Here is a 16721-nt window from a genome sequence, read left to right as displayed (position 1 = left end):
CATGTTTGCCAAATTGATGGGCTGGATCGATTATCGTTTTCCGCTCACAGCCATGTACAACGACCACATGGCCAAGTACCCGGCACCGAAGAACCTCAATTTTTGGTACTTTTTCGGGTCCCTTGCCATGCTGGTGCTGGTTAACCAGATAGTCACAGGCATCTGGCTGACCATGAACTACAACCCGTCGGCCGAGGGTGCTTTCGCCTCTGTCGAATACATCATGCGGGATGTGGATTACGGCTGGCTGCTGCGCTACATGCACAGTACCGGCGCCTCCGCCTTCTTCGTGGTGGTCTATCTGCACATGTTCCGTGGCCTCATCTATGGTTCCTACCAGAAACCCCGTGAGCTGCTGTGGATCTTCGGCATGCTGATCTTCCTGGTATTGATGGCGGAAGCCTTCATGGGGTACTTGTTGCCCTGGGGGCAGATGTCCTTCTGGGGCGCTCAGGTCATCATCTCGTTGTTTGGTGCCATCCCGGTGATCGGTGACGATCTGACCCTGTGGATCCGGGGTGACTATGTTATCTCGGGGGCAACACTCACCCGCTTCTTTGCACTGCATGTCATCGCATTGCCGTTAGTCATAGTCTTGCTGGTTGCCATGCATATTTTGGCACTGCATGAGGTGGGCTCCAACAACCCGGACGGGATCGAGATCAAGGCACACAAGGACGAGAATGGCTGGCCGCTGGATGCCGTTGCCTTCCACCCCTACTTCACCGTCAAGGACATGATAGGTGTGGCCGGGTTCCTGTTCTTCTTCTGCGCCATCATCTTCTTCAAGCCGGACATGTGGGGTTATTTCCTCGAGAAGCCGAACTTTGAAGTGGCGAATGGTCTGAAGACCCCGGAGCATATCGCCCCGGTCTGGTACTTCACTCCTTTCTACGCCATCTTGCGTGCGGTGCCGGACAAGTTGCTCGGTGTCATCATGATGGGCCTCTCCATCGTCGTGCTCTTCCTGCTGCCATGGCTGGATCGCTGCAAGGTGCGTTCGGTACGCTACCGCAGCATCCTGCATAAGCTGAACATCGCCCAGTTTGTGGTTTGCTTCGTCATTCTCGGTGTGCTTGGCGTATTGCCCTCCACCCCGACACTGACCCTGCTTGCCCAGATCTGTTCGCTTGGTTACTTCGGGTTCTTTGTCCTGCTCTATTTCTATAGCAAGAACGAAAATACCAAGCCGCTGCCGGAGAGGATCACATTCAAATGAAACGGATAATCTTTGCTGTGCTGGCTCTGCTCCCCGGACTGGCGATGGCGGCCACTCATGGTGTAGCCCTGGACAAGGCTGATTATGATCTGAGCGACAAGGCGTCTTTGCAGCGTGGCGCGACCACCTTCATGAACTACTGTGCAGGCTGCCATTCCACCCAGTATCAGCGTTACAACCGGGTGGCTGAGGATTTGGATATACCCGAGGATCTGATGCGGGACAATCTCATCTTCACCGGTGCCAAGGTGGGGGATCTGATGAAGAGCTCCATCGCCGAGAAGGATGCTGCCCGCTGGTTCGGCGCACCGCCACCGGACTTGACGCTGGTCGCCCGGGTGCGTGGTGCAGACTGGATCTACACCTACCTGCGCTCCTTCTACGTGGATCCGACGCGCCCATTCGGGGTGAATAACCTGGTGTTCCCCTCTGTGGGCATGCCCCATGTGCTGGAGCCGCTGCAGGGTACTCCACGTCTGGAACAGGAGACCCGCCTGGTCGATGGGCAAGAGGTGCAGGAGACCATTGGCATCAAATCCGACGGCAATGGCGAAATGACCAACGAAGAATATGATCAGACGGTACTGGATCTGGTAAACTTCTTGGTCTACTCGGCTGAGCCGGTCAAACTGGAGCGCGAACGCATGGGCTTCTGGGTGCTGGGCTTTATCGCGATCTTCTTCATCTTCACTGTGCTGTTGAAGAAGGAATTCTGGCGCGACGTTCACTAAGCGACCAGATCCGAGTAATATAATGCACGGCAATGAGGTCCAAGTTACTTCATTGCCGTTTCTGCTTTTTAATGACGGGAGGGTTCAATGGCTGTAGCTGCCAATAAGCGTTCGGTAATGACGCTGTTTTCCGGTGCCAACGATATGTTCAGCCATCAGGTGCGCATTGTCCTGGCGGAGAAGGGTGTTAGCGTAGATATCTGCCAGGTTGACCCGAGCAACCTGCCGGATGAACTGGCTGAGCTGAACCCGTACAACTCGGTGCCGACTCTGGTGGATCGTGAGCTTGCACTCTATACCTCACGCATCATCATGGAGTATCTGGACGAGCGCTTCCCCCATCCACCACTGATGCCTGTCTACCCGGTTGCCCGTGGTAACAGCCGTCTGATGATGCATCGCATCGAACTGGACTGGTACAGTCTGGCCGACAAGATCATGGCTGGCACCGATGTCGAGGCGGCACGCAACGAGTTGCGTGACAATCTGCTGGCCATCGCCCCCATCTTCGGTGAAATGCCCTATTTCATGAGCGAAGAGTTCGGTTTGGTTGACTGCTACATGGCTCCATTGCTGTGGCGTTTACCGAGCCTGGGGATCGATCTGGGTGGCCGTGGCGCGAAAGAGCTGAAGGCCTATATGGTTCGTCTGTTCGAGCGTGAGTCCTTCCAGGCATCGCTCACTGAAGCTGAGCGCGAGATCCGCTCCGGTATATGAGTATGGAACCGACAATGACCCCGAGCCGCCCGTATCTGTTGCGGGCGTTCTTTGACTGGCTGCTGGACAATGACTTGACGCCTCACCTGGTGGTGAACGTCAACATTCCCCATGTGCAGGTGCCGCTGCAATTTGCCCAAGATGGGCAGATAGTGCTGAACATAGCGCCGCGAGCGGTGATGCAGTTCCACATGGATAATGATGCTATCAGCTTCAGCGCCCGCTTTGGTGGCGTGTCCCAGCAGGTTTATATTCCCATGGCGGCCATAGTGGCCATCCATGCCAGAGAGAACGGTGTTGGTACTCTGTTCCCGCCCGAGCCAGCTTATGACCTCTGGCTGGAGCAGGCGGAAGATCAGGCGCAACCTGAGCCTGAACCGCCGCGCCCCACGGGCAGGCCGAGTCTCACTGTCATCAAGTAACCTTGTTGAATCAATAAAAACGCAGCCAATCGGCTGCGTTTTTTTATTTCGGATGCGGGACCCGCATCAGTCCTGAGCGTATTCGAACGCCTTGATGACCCGGGTCACACCGCTGACGTGGCGGGCAATCTCGACCGACTGTTCCGCCTCTTTACGGGTTACCAGACCGATCAGGAAGACCTCGCCGTTCTCTGTCACCACCTTGACCTTGGCACTGTCGAAGTCCTTGGCGGCCAGCATGTCGGTGCGCACCTTGGAGGTGATCCAGGAGTCGTTGCTGCGGGTACCTATGCTCACCGGTTTGCCAAGGCGCAGTTCGTTGTAGACGTGACGAACGCCCTCAATGCGCCCAACCGACTGGCCTGCGGTCTGCTTGTAAGCATCGGTTGGTGTCTGACCGACCAGCAGCACGCGGCCATTATTGCTGTAGACACTGATCTTGCTGGCCGCAGAGAGCTGCTTGTTGTCTGCCAGCACGTTGGACGCTTTCAACTCGATGGCCTGATCGTCCCACTGGGTGCTCAGGGTGCGGCGATCGCCGGCGCTGGATGCGGTACCGGCGGCACCACCGACCAGCACGGCCGCACAGCCTTGCAGCAGGAGAGTTCCGGCCACCAGGGTCAGGGTCAGCGTGGTTTTTTTCAAGATGTCAGTCCTCTTGTTGCGGGAAAAGCGTCTGATCGATGAGATCACAGAGGCAATGCAGGGTCAACAGGTTGACTTCCAAAATGCGTGGTCGACGGGCAGAGGGAACCCGGATCTCGACATCGTTTGGACCGAGCAGACCGGCCATCTCGCCGCCGTCACCGCCGCTCAGCACCACTATGGTCATGTCACGGGAGAGGGCGGCTTCGGCCGCCTTGATCAGACTGCGGCTGTGGCCGGAGGTGGTAATGACCACCAGGATGTCACCGGGTTGACCCAGGGCGCGGATCTGCTTGGCATACACCTCTTCGAAGCCGTGATCGGTGGCGATGGCACTGATGGTCGCCATGTCCGCGGTCAGTGCCATGCCAGGCAGGGAGGGGCGCTGTGTCTCGTAGCAGTTGACCAGCTCGCTGATAAACAGCTGCGCCAGGGCGGCGGAGGGACCGTTGCCACAGGCTAGTACCTTGTGGCCATTGAGCAGGCAGATGGTGATCATCTGCGCCGCAGTATGGATGGCATCCGGTAGCGCCTCCGAGGCGGCGATCTTGGTTTGAATGCTTTCTGTGTAGTTTTCTTTGATGCGATCTGTCATGGGATCCTCTTAAAAAGCGTTCTGGATCCAGTCAGGCTGGTTGCCCTCGAACGCCAGCACATCGAATCGACAGGCCTGGCTGGCCTCGTTGATGCCATGGTGCGTCAAATAGTGGCGGGCGGCTAGCATGAGCTTGCGCTGTTTGGCCGGAGTGACCGAGGCGGCGGCACCGCCATGGTCGTTATTGGCCCGATATCGAACCTCGACAAACACCAGGGTATCACCCTGGCGCATGATGAGATCCAGCTCGCCACCGCGACAGTGATAGTTGCGTTCAATCAGTTGCAGGCCCTTGGCCTGCAACCAGTCGGCGGCGACTAACTCAAAGTGCTGCCCCGGGCGCTGTGGTGTCGCTGTCGTCTGAAACAGGTTCAGGCAGTGCTGTATCAGGGGCTTGAGCCGGCTCTTCATCGCTGGACTCCGGGGTGTCAGGGAGTGTGGCTTGCTCCATGCCGATGGGGTTACCTGTTGCATCGAGCAGCTTGCCATCCTGATAGGTGGCCCAGCTCTGCTCCCGCTGTACGACGCCATCCTGACTAATGCTGAGCTGACCGCTCAAACCCGGCTGTTTCATGGCGCCGACGGCGCGCATCTGCATCAGGTTAGGACTCAGGCTGACGGCGTCATAGCCCAGGGCAAACAGGCGCAGCAGGTCACCCTGAGTCTGTGGCCAGAGCAGCTGGGCCTTGCCGCGCAGCTCGTTGAACTCACCCAGCATCAACGGCATATCGCCTATGCGCAGACCATTGAGCTCCGAGGCTGCCTCGGTGGCCCCGCTGTCATAACCGCGGGGGCCGGTGAAGATCGGCAGGCTACCCATGGGATTGACCGAGATATCCACATAGGGTTTGACCATGCGGGTCTCGAGGTTGTTGGCGATCAGATAGACGACATCGATGCTGCGCGGCGTCTCATCGGAGAGCTGCATGACCTCGCCCGCCCGGGCGGTGGAGCGACCGCTCAAGGCATTTTTCACCATGCCCGGCACCTCTTTGCGGGAGGTAAAGGTCGCGACCACGGGCTTGTCCTGACTCAGACCGCTCCAGGTCTGCTCGAACGCCTTGATGCTGCCATAGCCAATGCGGCCCTGGGTGGCGATCAGCAGGGGCTTGCGATAGCCCTGGCCAAACAAGTAGTTGGCAGCCTGACTTGCATCGGCGGCGGCCGAGAGGGAGAAGTAGAAGGTGCTGTCATTGACGATCGGCTTGTCCAGCTCGTTCAGGGCGAGCACGGGCACGGTCGGGTTGAGCTTGAGCAGCTCCTCGACCCTGTCCTTGAGCAAGGGACCGATGATCATGTCGGCACCATCCTGGATGGCTTGCTGGTAAAGCTCGCCAACGGATTTGGTCTGGGTGTCGTAGAAGTTCAGGCTGTATTGGCCGTTATTCTCCTTGTAGGACATCAGCATACCGTTGCGGATTGCCGATCCCTGGGGCTCCAGATTGCCGGACAGTGGCAAGAACACGGCGATCTGCTGAGGAGCCAGGCCAGTGGTACTGGCCAAGTCGCCAAGACCGGCCGGCATGTCCTGTTGGGCAGGATGGTTTGGGAAGTCACGCTTCCAGCCATCTAACTGACGAGCCAGCTGGCTCGGCTGAGCACCAAACTCGTTGACCAGGGCAGCCAGTCGCAGCCAGCCGGTGGTCACATCGGGTGCCGGTGCTTCTTCCAGCGCTTGCAGGGTGGTGGGGGTCATGCTTTTCAGCAGGGACCAGATCTGCTTGTGATTGGTGGCAACCTCCTCTTTGGCCAGATAGGGCTCCAGCAAGATCAGGGATTTGGCGGCACCAAACTTGTTATTGATGTCGAGCTGCAACACGGTGCGCTGGCGATACCAGTCACGCTGGGTATCGGCATCGAGCTCCACCGCCGGCTTGCCTTCCAGCAAGATCAGGGCCTGATTGGCATTGCCCTGGGCCAGGAGCACATGGGCTTCAAGCAACTGCGCCTGAGCTTGCTGTTGTGGTGTCTTGGCCTGTTTTTGCAGCTGTTGCAGCAAGGCCTGCGCCGGGTTGAGCTGGCCTTGAGCCAGATAGCTGCGCGCAGCCAGGGTTTGCCAGATGAAGGCTTCATCCGGCTTGGCCGGATCCACCTTGGCCAGATAGGCCTCTGGATTCTGGGTCAGTGTGGCGAAGCCAGAGAGGCCTCCTTCCTGTCCAGAGGGTTGATTGGGTTCCGACGCGCAACCCGCAAGCAGGATAGCTGCGAGTAGGATGCCGAAGAGTCGTGATACACTTAGCTGCTTTGTAACCCGGTTCAAGTTCATTCCCCGACCAGTGTTGAAGTTACCCATAGTGTAAACGGGCCAATATGGCGACACAATTGTCGGGATGCTCGGAGATCCCATGAGTGACACCCCAACCCTCTATATAGTCCCCACTCCCATCGGTAATTTGGCCGATATCACCCAGCGCGCCCTCGATATTCTGCGCCGGGTCGATCTGGTGGCGGCCGAGGATACCCGCCACACCGGCATACTGCTCAAACACTACCAGATCTCGGTGAGCTGCTTCCCTTTGCACGATCACAACGAGCAGCAGAAGGCCGAGGTGTTGATAGCGAAAATCAAGGAAGGCAAGAGTGTAGCCCTGGTATCGGATGCGGGCACGCCGCTGATTAGCGACCCCGGTTATCACCTGGTCACCCGCTGTCGCGAAGCCGGGGTCAAGGTAGTGCCGCTGCCGGGCCCGTGCGCGGCCATCACGGCGCTCAGTGCTGCTGGCCTGCCCACCGACCGTTTCGCCTTCGAGGGATTCTTGCCTGCGAAAGCCAAGGGACGTGACGACCGGCTGCAGGCCGTCATCGAAGATACCCGCTCCCTGGTGTTCTACGAGTCACCGCGCCGGGTGCAGGACACGGTAGAAGCGATTGCTCGCATCCTGGGGGAGCGCCAGGTGGTGGTGTGCCGCGAGTTGACCAAGACCTTTGAATCCATCCACGGTCTGCCCGCCTCCGAGATGCTGGTCTGGCTGGGCGAGGATGAAAACCGTTGCCGCGGTGAAATCGTGCTGGTGGTGGCCGGCGCCAGCAAGGTGGAAGAAGAGCTGCCCTTTGATGCGATCCGCACCCTGGGTCTGCTGGTGGCCGAACTGCCCCTCAAGAAGGCGGCCGCGCTGACCGCCGAGATCCATGGGGTGAAGAAGAACGCCCTCTACAAGTACGGACTGGATCACCACCAGAAAGCATAAATAGAGTCGTCGGTTCGGGTCACAGGGTCATCCTCACCATGAGGGTCTCTGACGAAGGTCGCATCTACCAACCTGACCTGGCAGCCCATCGATGGGGGCGGCTTGATGACAGTGTCACTCTAGAATGAGTCATCAAGCCGTTAATAAATGCCACTATCGAAAATTGCCGGTTTACCCCGGCCAGCAGACAGGGCTATAATCCGCGCCCGGAGTCGGCTGGACAATCGCTGCTTCGTCGTTGTGCCTTTCGGGGCAGACGGGCGGAGGGGAGGAAAGTCCGGGCTTCATAGGGCAGGGTGCCAGGTAACGCCTGGGAGGCGTGAGCCTACGACCAGTGCAACAGAGAGCAAACCGCCGATGGCCCGCAAGGGATCAGGTAAGGGTGAAAGGGTGCGGTAAGAGCGCACCGCGCGTCTGGCAACAGTTCGTGGCACGGTAAACTCCACCCGAAGCAAGACCAAATAGGCCCCTATTGGCGCGGCCCGCGTTGGGGGCGGGTAGGTTGCTTGAGCCAGTGAGCGATTGCTGGCCTAGAGGAATGATTGTCACCGGGGCAACCCGGAACAGAACCCGGCTTACAGGCCGACTCCGACCTAATTTCAGGGTACTCTGTTACCCACAAGAATCCCGGTACCTTCTGGTCCGGGATTTTTCTTTATGGGCCTGCCTGGGTCGATAGCACCTTTTTTCATTTTGTAATACAGTTCCCGCCCATTTTGGTCGCTTCAAGTCGACTGGTCCCCTTTTCTCCACCTGCCCCGTCACCCTGATGTGGGTTAAGGGTGGCATGAACATGGTTAAGGTGAATTCGCAATGTCAGCTAGCAGCCTAACGCTAACACCCTCCCGGCTGCTGCCGGCCGAACAGGGACGGGGGCTTCCTCGCTACGATCTGCTCGGTGTCGAGCGAGCCAAACAGGGTCATCTCAAGCAGATGAATGCCCACTTGGCCAGCTTCTCCTTGCAGGCTGCCGGGTGCATAGCCCAGCTGTTCAACAGCGCCGAGTGCGATCTCGTGTTTCAGGATTTCGTCAGTGCCGGCCATTTCCCTCCTGAAGATCAGCAGTTCTGGCTCGAAGCCAGGGCCCAGCGTGACGAGCGCTACCGAGTGTTTTTCTCCATCTCAGCGTCCGTCATCTATCGTCTCGCCGTGATCTTCTTCGGAGGACAGCTGCAAGCGGGTGAGGAGCCGAGTCAGGCCAAATCCCTCAGTGATACCGAGCAGCGCCTGTTGCACCGACTCTGCCAATACCAGGTCGATATTCTCTCCTCCTGCATGGGACTCGGCGATCTGGGCTGGCAGCTCACCCCCGTGCCTGCCGATGTGCTGCCAGTGGGGCCTGCGCTCTGGTCCAGCCAGGCGACCCTGAGTCTGGGAGAACATAACCATCAGTGGCGGTTGTGGTGGCTGCAGGCCGAAACCGAGGCGCAACTGACCGATCAACGCCCTGTTCGCGGTGAGCTGGAACAAGCGATGACTCACCTGCCGGTGCAATTGCGGGTGGTGATGGGACAGATGGCCATGACCCTGGCTGATCTGGAGACCTTGCAGGTTGGTGATGTGCTGGCCTTGGATATGCCTGACCTGGTGCCTGCCCTGATCGGCAGCCGCCCCTGTTTCAATGGACGCATTGCCGAGCAAAAAGGCAGCCTGGTGTATCAGGTAACGGCAGTGATAGAGGAGTAAGAACAAGATGAACGAACATAACATCAATGATCCCCTGGATCTGGACAGCCTGGATCAGTTGTTTGATGACGAACTCAGCATGCCGAGTGCGGCCGATTACCTGGCGCCGACCGGTAGCGGCAAGCCGAGGGATCTCTCCTTCTTCCGCCAGATCCCGGTCAAGGTGACCCTGGAAGTGGCCAGTGCAGAGGTGCCGCTTGGGGATCTGATGCAGCTCGAAGAGGGGGCTGTCATCGAGCTGGACAAGTTGGCGGGTGAGCCGCTGGATGTCCGGGTCAATGGCAAACTGTTGGCCCGTGGTGAGGTGGTGGTGGTCAATGGCAAGTATGGCCTGCGTCTGGTCGAGGTGGTTGACACCAAGCTGCTGGGTGGCATGGACGACTGATGCGCGTCCTGCTGCCGCTGCTCTTGCTCGTCGCCCTGCCCAGCTGGGGTGCGGACATGACCCTCTTCTCGGTCGCGCCTGGCGCCGAAGGGGGCGAGGACTACAACATCAAGTTGCAGATCCTCTTCTTCATGACCCTGCTGGGGTTGTTGCCGACCCTGTTACTGATGATGACCAGCTTTACCCGCATCATCATAGTGCTGGCCATATTGCGCCAGGCGCTGGGTCTGCAACAGAGCCCACCAAACCGAGTACTGATCGGCATCAGTTTGATCCTGACGCTGGTCATCATGCGTCCGGTCTGGACCGAGATGTACGAAAACGCCTTCCTGCCCTATGACAACGACGAAATCACCCTGTCCGAGGGGATAAGCCGTGCCGAGCAACCCTTGCGGCGCTTCATGTTGGCGCAGACCCGGGAGCCGGATCTGGAGCAGATGCTGCGGATCTCGGGGGAGTCGACCAACCTCACCAAGGCGGAAATACCCTTCGGTGTCTTGTTGCCCGCCTTCGTGCTGAGCGAGCTCAATACCGCGTTTCAGATAGGCTTCATGCTGTTTATCCCCTTCCTGGTGATCGATTTGGTGGTCGCCAGCGTCTTGATGGCCATGGGGATGATGATGCTGTCGCCGCTCATCATCTCGTTGCCGTTCAAGCTGATGGTATTCGTATTGGTTGATGGGTGGTCGATGACGGTCGGCACCCTGGCCGCCAGCTTCGGGGGGGGCTGACCATGACCCCCGAGCAGAGCGTCAGTCTGGTGGGTGGCGCAGTGAATCTGGTGGTGATCATGGTCTCTGTGCTGGTGGTGCCCGGCTTGATCGTCGGACTCATCGTGAGTGTGTTTCAGGCGGCGACCCAGATCCAGGAACAGACCCTCAGCTTCCTGCCCCGTTTCATCGTGACGCTGTTGACGCTGATCTTCACTGGCCACTGGCTTTTGGCCCAGATCACCACCCTCTTCAATGAGCTGTTTGCCAAGATCCCCGGGCTTATCGGATGAATTCGCTGATCTCGGTCAGTGCGGCCGAGCTGACGGCCTGGCTGGGACAGTGGTGGTGGCCCTTCATTCGTATCGGCGCCGCCTTCTGGGTGATGCCCTTCTTCGGCGATGGCCGGGTGCCGCCCCAGATCCGGCTGTTGCTCGCCTTCCTGCTCAGCCTGTTGCTGGCCCCCATGCTCAAGGCCATGCCGCTGATAGACCCCTTCTCGGCACAGGCTATCCTGGTCACGCTGGAACAGTTGATGTTCGGCCTGTTATTCGGGCTCTGCGTCCAGATGCTGTTCATGGTGATGACCATGGCGGGCCAGATACTGTCGATGCAAATGGGTCTGGGTATGGCGGTCATGAATGACCCCAGCAATGGTGAATCGGCGCCCATCATCAGCCAGATCATGCTCATCTTTGCCACGCTGTTGTTTCTCGGCCTCAATGGCCATCTGGTGGTGCTGGAGGTGCTGGTGCAGAGTCTGCGCAGCTGGCCGCCGGGCTCTTCGCTCTACCTGCTCGATATCAAGGGGGTCATCGGCCTGTTTGGCTGGAGTATCGGGGCCGCCCTCATCCTGACCCTGCCTGCCGTGGTGGCGATGCTGATGGTGAATCTCACCTTCGGGGTCATGAACCGCACGGCCCCCTCCCTCAACATCTTCTCCCTGGGGTTCCCCATGACGCTGTTGCTGGGGTTGCTGACCATGGCGCTCTCCATCAGCGGGGTGCCTGCTCGTTATCTCGATCTGGTCAGCCATGTGCTGGAGCAGTTGCAGGGATTGAGTGTGCAATGAGTCAGACCAGCGCCCAGGATAAAACCGAGCAGGCCTCCACCCAGAAACAGCGCAAGGCTCGGGATGAGGGGCAGATTGCCCGCTCCCGGGAGATGAGCTCGGCGGGTTTGCTGCTGCTCGGTGGACTCGCCATGCAGTGGATGGTGCCCGGCCTTGGCAGTTTCTTCGCCGAATTGATGAAACGTCCCATCCGTTTCGACTGGCAGGGGGCGCGGGATCCCCAGATGATGATGAGCTGGACCGGGGAGGCCCTGCTCAGCATGCTCATGGCCTTGCTGCCCCTGTTCGGTTTCCTGGCACTGATGCTGATCCTGGTCAGCATGGTGCCGGGGGGCATGGTGTTCACCTGGAAAAAGTTGATGCCCAGCGGTGAGAAACTCAATCCGCTCAAGGGGCTCAAGCGCATGTTTTCCACCCATAGCCTGATGGAGCTGCTCAAGTCCATTCTCAAGATAGTGCTGATTGGTTCAACCTTGGCCCTGTTATTGCAGCATCAGTGGCCGACCCTGTTGCAAATGAATCGAATGCCGCCCCAGATGGCGATGGAGCAGGCGCTGGGGATCCTCTCCCAGGCCTTTATCCTACTTGGCGCCGTTCAGATGCTGATCGCCCTGCTCGATGTGCCTTACCAACGCTGGTCGATGCAGAAACAACTGCGCATGACCAAGCAGGAGGTCAAGGATGAGCACAAGAACAGCGAGGGTCGCCCGGAGATCAAGGCGAAGATCCGTCAAGTACAAGCCATGCTGGCCAGGGCCCGCATCGAGAAGCGGGTGCCCCAGGCCGATGTGATAGTGGTGAACCCGAGCCACTATGCGGTGGCCATCAAATACGATCCCGCCCGCGCCAATGCCCCTTATGTGATCGCCAAGGGGGTCGACAGCATGGCCGAGCGGATCAAGCAGGTGGGCAAGCAGCACGACAAGATGGTATTGAGCCTGCCTGAGCTGACTCGAGCCATCTACTACTCGACCCGAATCGATCAGGAGGTCCCGGCCGGTCTCTATACCGCGGTGGCTTATGTCCTGAACCATGTATTGCAGTTGCAGGCCTATCAGGCTGGGCGGGGCAAGCAGCCCGGCCCGCTAGCCCCCCTGCATGTGCCCCCTGAATTGCGTCAACCCGAGAGGTAAGTTGTGAACTGGCGTACCCTGACCAAGTCCTATACGGCCATCCCCCTGATGCTGCTGGCCATACTGGCCATGATGATACTGCCGCTGCCGGGTTGGCTGCTCGATGGCCTGTTCACCTTCAACATAGTGTTGGCGATCATGGTGTTGCTGGTCTCGGTCTCGGCCCGCCGTCCCCTCGACTTCTCCGTGTTCCCGACCGTGCTGCTGGTGGCTACCCTGATGAGGCTCTCCCTCAACGTCGCCTCGACCCGGGTGGTGCTGCTCAATGGCCATGAGGGCAATGATGCGGCGGGCAAGGTCATCCAGGCGTTTGGCGAGGTGGTCATCGGCGGCAACTATGTGGTTGGCCTGGTGGTGTTCATCATCTTGATGATCATCAACTTCGTGGTCATCACCAAGGGTGGCGAACGGATATCCGAGGTGTCGGCCCGCTTCACCCTGGACGCCATGCCGGGCAAACAGATGGCCATAGATGCCGACTTGAATGCCGGCATCATGGATCAACACCAGGCCCGGGCCCGGCGGGAAGAGATCTCCCGCGAGGCCGACTTCTACGGGGCCATGGATGGTGCCTCCAAGTTCGTGCGTGGGGATGCCATCGCCGGGTTGCTGGTGCTCATCATCAACCTGGTTGGCGGTCTTGCCATCGGTATCTTTCAGCATGCCCTGCCGGTGGCAGAGGCCTTCCAGCGCTATGCCCTGCTCACCATAGGGGACGGTCTGGTTGCCCAGATCCCCTCCCTGCTGATGTCTACCGCAGCCGCCATCATAGTGACCCGGGTCAGTGATGAGGGGGAGATGTCCGATCAGGTGGGCCAGCAGCTATTGGCGTCGCCCAGGGTTATCTACACGGCTGCCGCCATCATGCTGATCCTGGGTCTGGTGCCCGGCATGCCCATGCTGGCCTTCGTCAGTTTTGCCGCCGTGCTGGCCTGGACCGGCTGGCGGGTGAGCCTGCGACAGCAGCAGGATCCGGCGCTCGATGCCGCCGAGCAACTGAGTCAGCAGTTGGTGTTGCCTGAACATCAGGGGTTGGAGTGGCAGGATCTGCCCTATGTCGATCCCATCGCCATCGAGCTTGGTTACAAGCTGGTTCCCCTGGCCGAGGCGGACAAGGGCGCCGAGCTGCTGGTGCGGGTGCGGGGCATCAGAAAGACCCTCTCCGAGCAGTATGGTTTCTTGCTGCCCGAGATCAGGGTGCGCGACAACCTGCAGCTGCAACCCGATCAATACCGAGTCCGGATCTCCTCCGTGCCCATGGCGAGCGGGCAGGTGGATTGCCAGCGGCTGATGGCCATCAGCAGTGGCGAGACCTACGGTGCCCTGGACGGCGAGCTGACCCAGGATCCCGCCTACGGCATGAACGCGGTCTGGATAGCCCCGGACCACAAGGCCAAGGCACTCAATCTGGGTTACTCGGTGGTGGACTCGGCGACCGTGATAGCGACCCATGCCAGCAAGCTGCTGCGTGAACAGCTCGACACCCTGTTCGGCCACGATGAAGTCGGCAAGCTGGGTCAATACCTGGCGACCCTGTCTCCCCGTCTGGCGGAGGAGCTCAACCTCGCCCTGACCCAGATGCAGCAGCTTCGGGTGTTCCGGCAACTGCTCAAGGAGCAGGTGAGCCTGACCGACATCCGCACCATAGCGACCACCTTGCTCGACGCGAGCGAGCTGACCAAGGATCCCGTGCTGCTGGCGGCGGACGTGCGCTGCGCCCTCAAGCGCCAGATAGTGCGCCAGGTGATAGGACAGCGTGAGCTGCTGGCCACCTTTACGCTGGATGAACGGCTGGAGCAGACACTGTTGGCGGCCATGAATCAGGCTCAGCAACAGGGCAAGGTGGCGCTGGACAGTTTCCCGGTTGACCCCCAATTGCTGGCTCAGCTCCAACAAAATATGCCCCTTGTCAAGGAGCAGCTCCAGCAGCAGGGCCATGCCCCAGTATTGGTGGTGATGCCCCAACTGAGACCTTTGCTGTCCCGTTATGCCACCTCCTTCGCCAAGGGGCTCAAGGTACTCTCTTACAACGAGATCCCGGAGGAGCTGAGGGTGGAAGTGGTCGGTACCCTGGGGTGAAGAGAATTGCCCTTGATCTCAGTCAGATAGGAAAACCTTATTCCGCATCTGTGCTTGAACTGTCTTCTCAACTTGTTATGATGCGCCGTGTTTTGACGCTTTCCGCCAAAACATACTGATAAATATAATAATTTGATACGTGCTGCCAGGCTGCGACAACCGCTGTCTGGCTGTCCTTTTGCATAAGGGCATATCGCATGAAAAAGGCAAACTGAACTGAAAAGTCAGGACGCAAAGCCTCCGGTCTAATGGCGGGAATGCCAATGATAGCGGGGTTACCAGGGATAGGTACCGTCACGAATGACGCCTATAGCAAACCGACATGCACGCAGATGCATGGCGGCGGCCACCTCTTTCCTCGGTTTTGACATTTCAGTTCTGTTGATTGACGACAATACAATCACAGGTTCAGGTTCATATGCTTTCGGATGTTTCTCTGAAATGTACCCCGACGCCGCCAGGCCTTGGGGGGCTCCCTCATCTGTTATTGCTGCAGCCAGACTCTTCTGCCGGGGAAGAGATACTGATCATGCTGGAGAGTTCGGGATATCGGGTATCTATCGTCGACTCGGCAAGGCAGGCATGCGCCAGCCTTGCCAATGACAGGGTCGATCTGCTGTTGCTGGACGTGAGCACGCCCATCGACAACCTCAAGGGCTTTCTGGGCAAATTGACCGACACCGACAGTGTCATCCTGGTCAATGAGCACCAGGGGCATCTGGCGGCCGAGGCCATGGGGGCCGGCGCCATCGATTACATCATCAAACCCTTCGGGCGACAGCAGATGCTGGATGCGATCCGGGGAGCCTTGCGCCTGCGCCAGCCGATCCCGGATCTGATTGCTGAGTCGAGTGCCAGTCGTCAGGTATTGCAGCTGGCCCGCCGGGCCGCCAAGACCTCGGCCACTATTCTCATCGGTGGTGAATCCGGGACCGGCAAGGAGCGCCTGGCACGGTACATCCATGAGATGTCCAACCGCTGTGATGGCCCCTTCGTCGCCATCAACTGCGCCGCCATCCCCGAGTCGATGATCGAGTCCATCCTGTTTGGTCATGCCAAAGGGGCCTTCACCGGGGCGGTGTCGGCCCAGCCTGGCAAGTTCGAGCAGGCGCAGGGGGGGACCCTGTTGCTGGACGAAATCTCCGAACTGCCCCTGGCACTGCAAGCCAAGCTGCTGCGGGTGTTGCAGGAGCGCCAGGTCGAGCGACTGGGGAGCCATCAACTGATCAACCTGGATGTACGCATCATCGCGGCCAGCAACAAGGATCTGCGGACCCTGGTGGCCGCAGGGCTGTTTCGCGAGGATCTCTTCTACCGCCTCGATGTGCTGCCCATGAGCTGGCCTGCGTTGCGTGAACGGCCGGGAGATATCCTGCCGCTGGCTGAATATTTCATCGCCCGCTATGCACCCAGACAGGGTCATTGGTTGAGCGAGCTGGCACGCAAGCAGATGCTTGCTTATCCCTGGCCCGGCAATGTGCGCGAGCTCGACAATGTCATTCAGCGTTCGCTCATCATGGCGCGAGGATTGCATATTCAAGCGATCGATTTGATGCTGCCCCGTGAGCCGGGGGCCGCAGAACCCGGTTTGGTCGAGCCTTTATTGGCCCCTGAAGGGCTGATGGAGACCCGCCGCCATGCCGAGTTTCAGTTCGTATTAGAGACCCTGCGCCGCTGTAGCGGCCATCGAACCCGCACGGCCGAGGCCCTGGGCATGACGACCCGGGCATTGCGCTACAAGCTGGCGGCGATGCGTGAGCAGGGCATAGACATTGAACTCCAGATTCAAAATTGAGGGATAACCCAGTGAAGATTGAAATGATGTCGTCACAGACCACTCTGTTGCAGCAGATGCAGGAGCTGAAGCGGGTGGCGAGCCAGGAGCCTCACATCGAGCTCCAGGGCGGTCAGGAAGTCTCCTTCGGCAATGCCATGCGAGACGTGGTCAATCGGGTCAACGAACAACAAAACATCTCTTCCCGTCTGATGACGGCGGTCGATGCGGGCCAGAGCGATGATCTGGTCGGGGCCATGGTGGCCAGTCAGAAAGCCGGTCTTAGCTTTTCCGCCCTGATGCAGGTGCGCAACAAGCTGATGACGGGTTTCGATGACATCATGCGCATGCCGCTCTGAGGTTAC

Annotated in this window: 18 protein-coding genes, 1 other RNA gene and 1 riboswitch; of the genes, 15 read left to right on the top strand and 4 right to left on the bottom strand. The window is 59.1% G+C overall.

What is annotated here, in order from left to right; translation table 11 throughout:
* The first annotated feature begins 1 nt into the window (after position 1).
* From BN1130_RS10400 to BN1130_RS10385, 4 genes are all read left to right on the top strand, one after another.
* A complete protein-coding gene (locus tag BN1130_RS10400) occupies positions 2-1219 on the top strand; it encodes a cytochrome b (RefSeq protein WP_042041891.1) in 1218 nt (405 codons plus the stop codon).
* Positions 1216-1950: a cytochrome c1 gene (locus BN1130_RS10395; RefSeq protein ID WP_042041890.1), complete on the top strand. Its 735-nt coding sequence runs from the start codon at positions 1216-1218 to the stop codon at positions 1948-1950. The genes BN1130_RS10400 and BN1130_RS10395 overlap by 4 nt, the downstream gene beginning before the upstream one ends.
* 87 nt (positions 1951-2037) lie before the next feature.
* The gene (gene sspA / locus BN1130_RS10390; RefSeq protein WP_005891096.1) at positions 2038-2667 is read left to right on the top strand and encodes a stringent starvation protein SspA; all 630 of its coding nucleotides are present in this window, start codon (positions 2038-2040) and stop codon (positions 2665-2667) included.
* Positions 2664-3089 (top strand): ClpXP protease specificity-enhancing factor, encoded by a 426-nt coding sequence (locus tag BN1130_RS10385; RefSeq protein ID WP_042041888.1) that lies wholly within the window; start codon positions 2664-2666, stop codon positions 3087-3089. Before sspA ends, BN1130_RS10385 begins: the two co-directional genes overlap by 4 nt.
* A 66-nt stretch (positions 3090-3155) precedes the next feature.
* Here the strand turns inward: BN1130_RS10385 and dolP are convergent, their stop codons facing one another.
* Genes dolP through BN1130_RS10365 form a run of 4 tightly spaced genes read right to left on the bottom strand, consistent with a single transcriptional unit; the run spans position 3156 to position 6595 of the window.
* Positions 3156-3734 (bottom strand): division/outer membrane stress-associated lipid-binding lipoprotein, encoded by a 579-nt coding sequence (gene dolP / locus BN1130_RS10380; protein ID WP_042041887.1) that lies wholly within the window; start codon positions 3732-3734, stop codon positions 3156-3158.
* A 4-nt stretch (positions 3735-3738) separates the two neighbouring features.
* Positions 3739-4329, bottom strand: a complete 591-nt coding sequence (locus BN1130_RS10375; protein ID WP_005891102.1) for a D-sedoheptulose-7-phosphate isomerase — start codon at positions 4327-4329, stop codon at positions 3739-3741.
* Positions 4330-4338: 9 nt separating this feature from the next.
* Entirely contained in the window at positions 4339-4740 is a 402-nt protein-coding gene (locus BN1130_RS10370; protein WP_042041886.1) for a YraN family protein, read from the bottom strand.
* Complete coding sequence (locus BN1130_RS10365) at positions 4652-6595, bottom strand: penicillin-binding protein activator (protein ID WP_042041885.1); 1944 nt, start codon at positions 6593-6595, stop codon at positions 4652-4654. Before BN1130_RS10365 ends, BN1130_RS10370 begins: the two co-directional genes overlap by 89 nt.
* Before the next feature lie 79 nt (positions 6596-6674).
* Here BN1130_RS10365 and rsmI point away from each other — a divergent pair, with 79 nt between their 5' ends.
* The 11 genes from rsmI (at position 6675) to lfiE (ending at position 16715) form a co-directional block, all read left to right on the top strand.
* Entirely contained in the window at positions 6675-7517 is an 843-nt protein-coding gene (gene rsmI, locus BN1130_RS10360) for a 16S rRNA (cytidine(1402)-2'-O)-methyltransferase (RefSeq protein WP_042041884.1), read from the top strand.
* Positions 7518-7725: 208 nt separating this feature from the next.
* An RNA gene (gene rnpB, locus BN1130_RS21320) (RNase P RNA component class A) lies at positions 7726-8111 on the top strand.
* A gap of 219 nt (positions 8112-8330) precedes the next feature.
* Positions 8331-9203 (top strand): FliM/FliN family flagellar motor switch protein, encoded by an 873-nt coding sequence (locus tag BN1130_RS10355; RefSeq protein ID WP_198135258.1) that lies wholly within the window; start codon positions 8331-8333, stop codon positions 9201-9203.
* Positions 9204-9210: 7 nt separating this feature from the next.
* Positions 9211-9588, top strand: a complete 378-nt coding sequence (gene lfiN / locus BN1130_RS10350; RefSeq protein ID WP_042041883.1) for a lateral flagellar motor switch protein LfiN — start codon at positions 9211-9213, stop codon at positions 9586-9588.
* On the top strand, positions 9588-10319 hold the full coding sequence (gene fliP / locus BN1130_RS10345; protein ID WP_042041882.1) for a flagellar type III secretion system pore protein FliP: 732 nt from the start codon (positions 9588-9590) through the stop codon (positions 10317-10319). The genes lfiN and fliP overlap by 1 nt, the downstream gene beginning before the upstream one ends.
* Before the next feature lie 2 nt (positions 10320-10321).
* A complete protein-coding gene (gene fliQ, locus BN1130_RS10340) occupies positions 10322-10591 on the top strand; it encodes a flagellar biosynthesis protein FliQ (protein ID WP_042041880.1) in 270 nt (89 codons plus the stop codon).
* Complete coding sequence (lfiR, locus tag BN1130_RS10335; protein ID WP_042041879.1) at positions 10588-11370, top strand: lateral flagellar biosynthetic protein LfiR; 783 nt, start codon at positions 10588-10590, stop codon at positions 11368-11370. The genes fliQ and lfiR overlap by 4 nt, the downstream gene beginning before the upstream one ends.
* Positions 11367-12503 (top strand): flagellar biosynthesis protein FlhB, encoded by a 1137-nt coding sequence (gene flhB / locus BN1130_RS10330; protein WP_042041878.1) that lies wholly within the window; start codon positions 11367-11369, stop codon positions 12501-12503. The genes lfiR and flhB overlap by 4 nt, the downstream gene beginning before the upstream one ends.
* 3 nt (positions 12504-12506) lie before the next feature.
* Positions 12507-14582 carry a lateral flagellar biosynthesis protein LfhA gene (lfhA, locus tag BN1130_RS10325; protein ID WP_042041876.1) on the top strand — a complete coding sequence of 692 codons (2076 nt, stop codon included), beginning with the start codon at positions 12507-12509 and terminating at the stop codon, positions 14580-14582.
* 195 nt (positions 14583-14777) lie between these two features.
* Positions 14778-14865, top strand: a riboswitch (cyclic di-GMP riboswitch).
* A 246-nt stretch (positions 14866-15111) separates the two neighbouring features.
* A complete protein-coding gene (locus tag BN1130_RS10320) occupies positions 15112-16377 on the top strand; it encodes a sigma-54-dependent transcriptional regulator (RefSeq protein ID WP_370736605.1) in 1266 nt (421 codons plus the stop codon).
* Positions 16378-16388: 11 nt separating this feature from the next.
* Positions 16389-16715 (top strand): lateral flagellar hook-basal body complex protein LfiE, encoded by a 327-nt coding sequence (lfiE, locus tag BN1130_RS10315; RefSeq protein WP_084218181.1) that lies wholly within the window; start codon positions 16389-16391, stop codon positions 16713-16715.
* Positions 16716-16721 lie beyond the last annotated feature (6 nt).

Source organism: Aeromonas rivuli (assembly GCF_000820045.1).
In the GTDB taxonomy this organism is placed as follows: domain Bacteria; phylum Pseudomonadota; class Gammaproteobacteria; order Enterobacterales; family Aeromonadaceae; genus Aeromonas; species Aeromonas rivuli.
The sequence above is the reverse complement of the archived record's forward strand: the minus strand, read 5'-3'. Positions and strand labels throughout refer to the sequence as shown.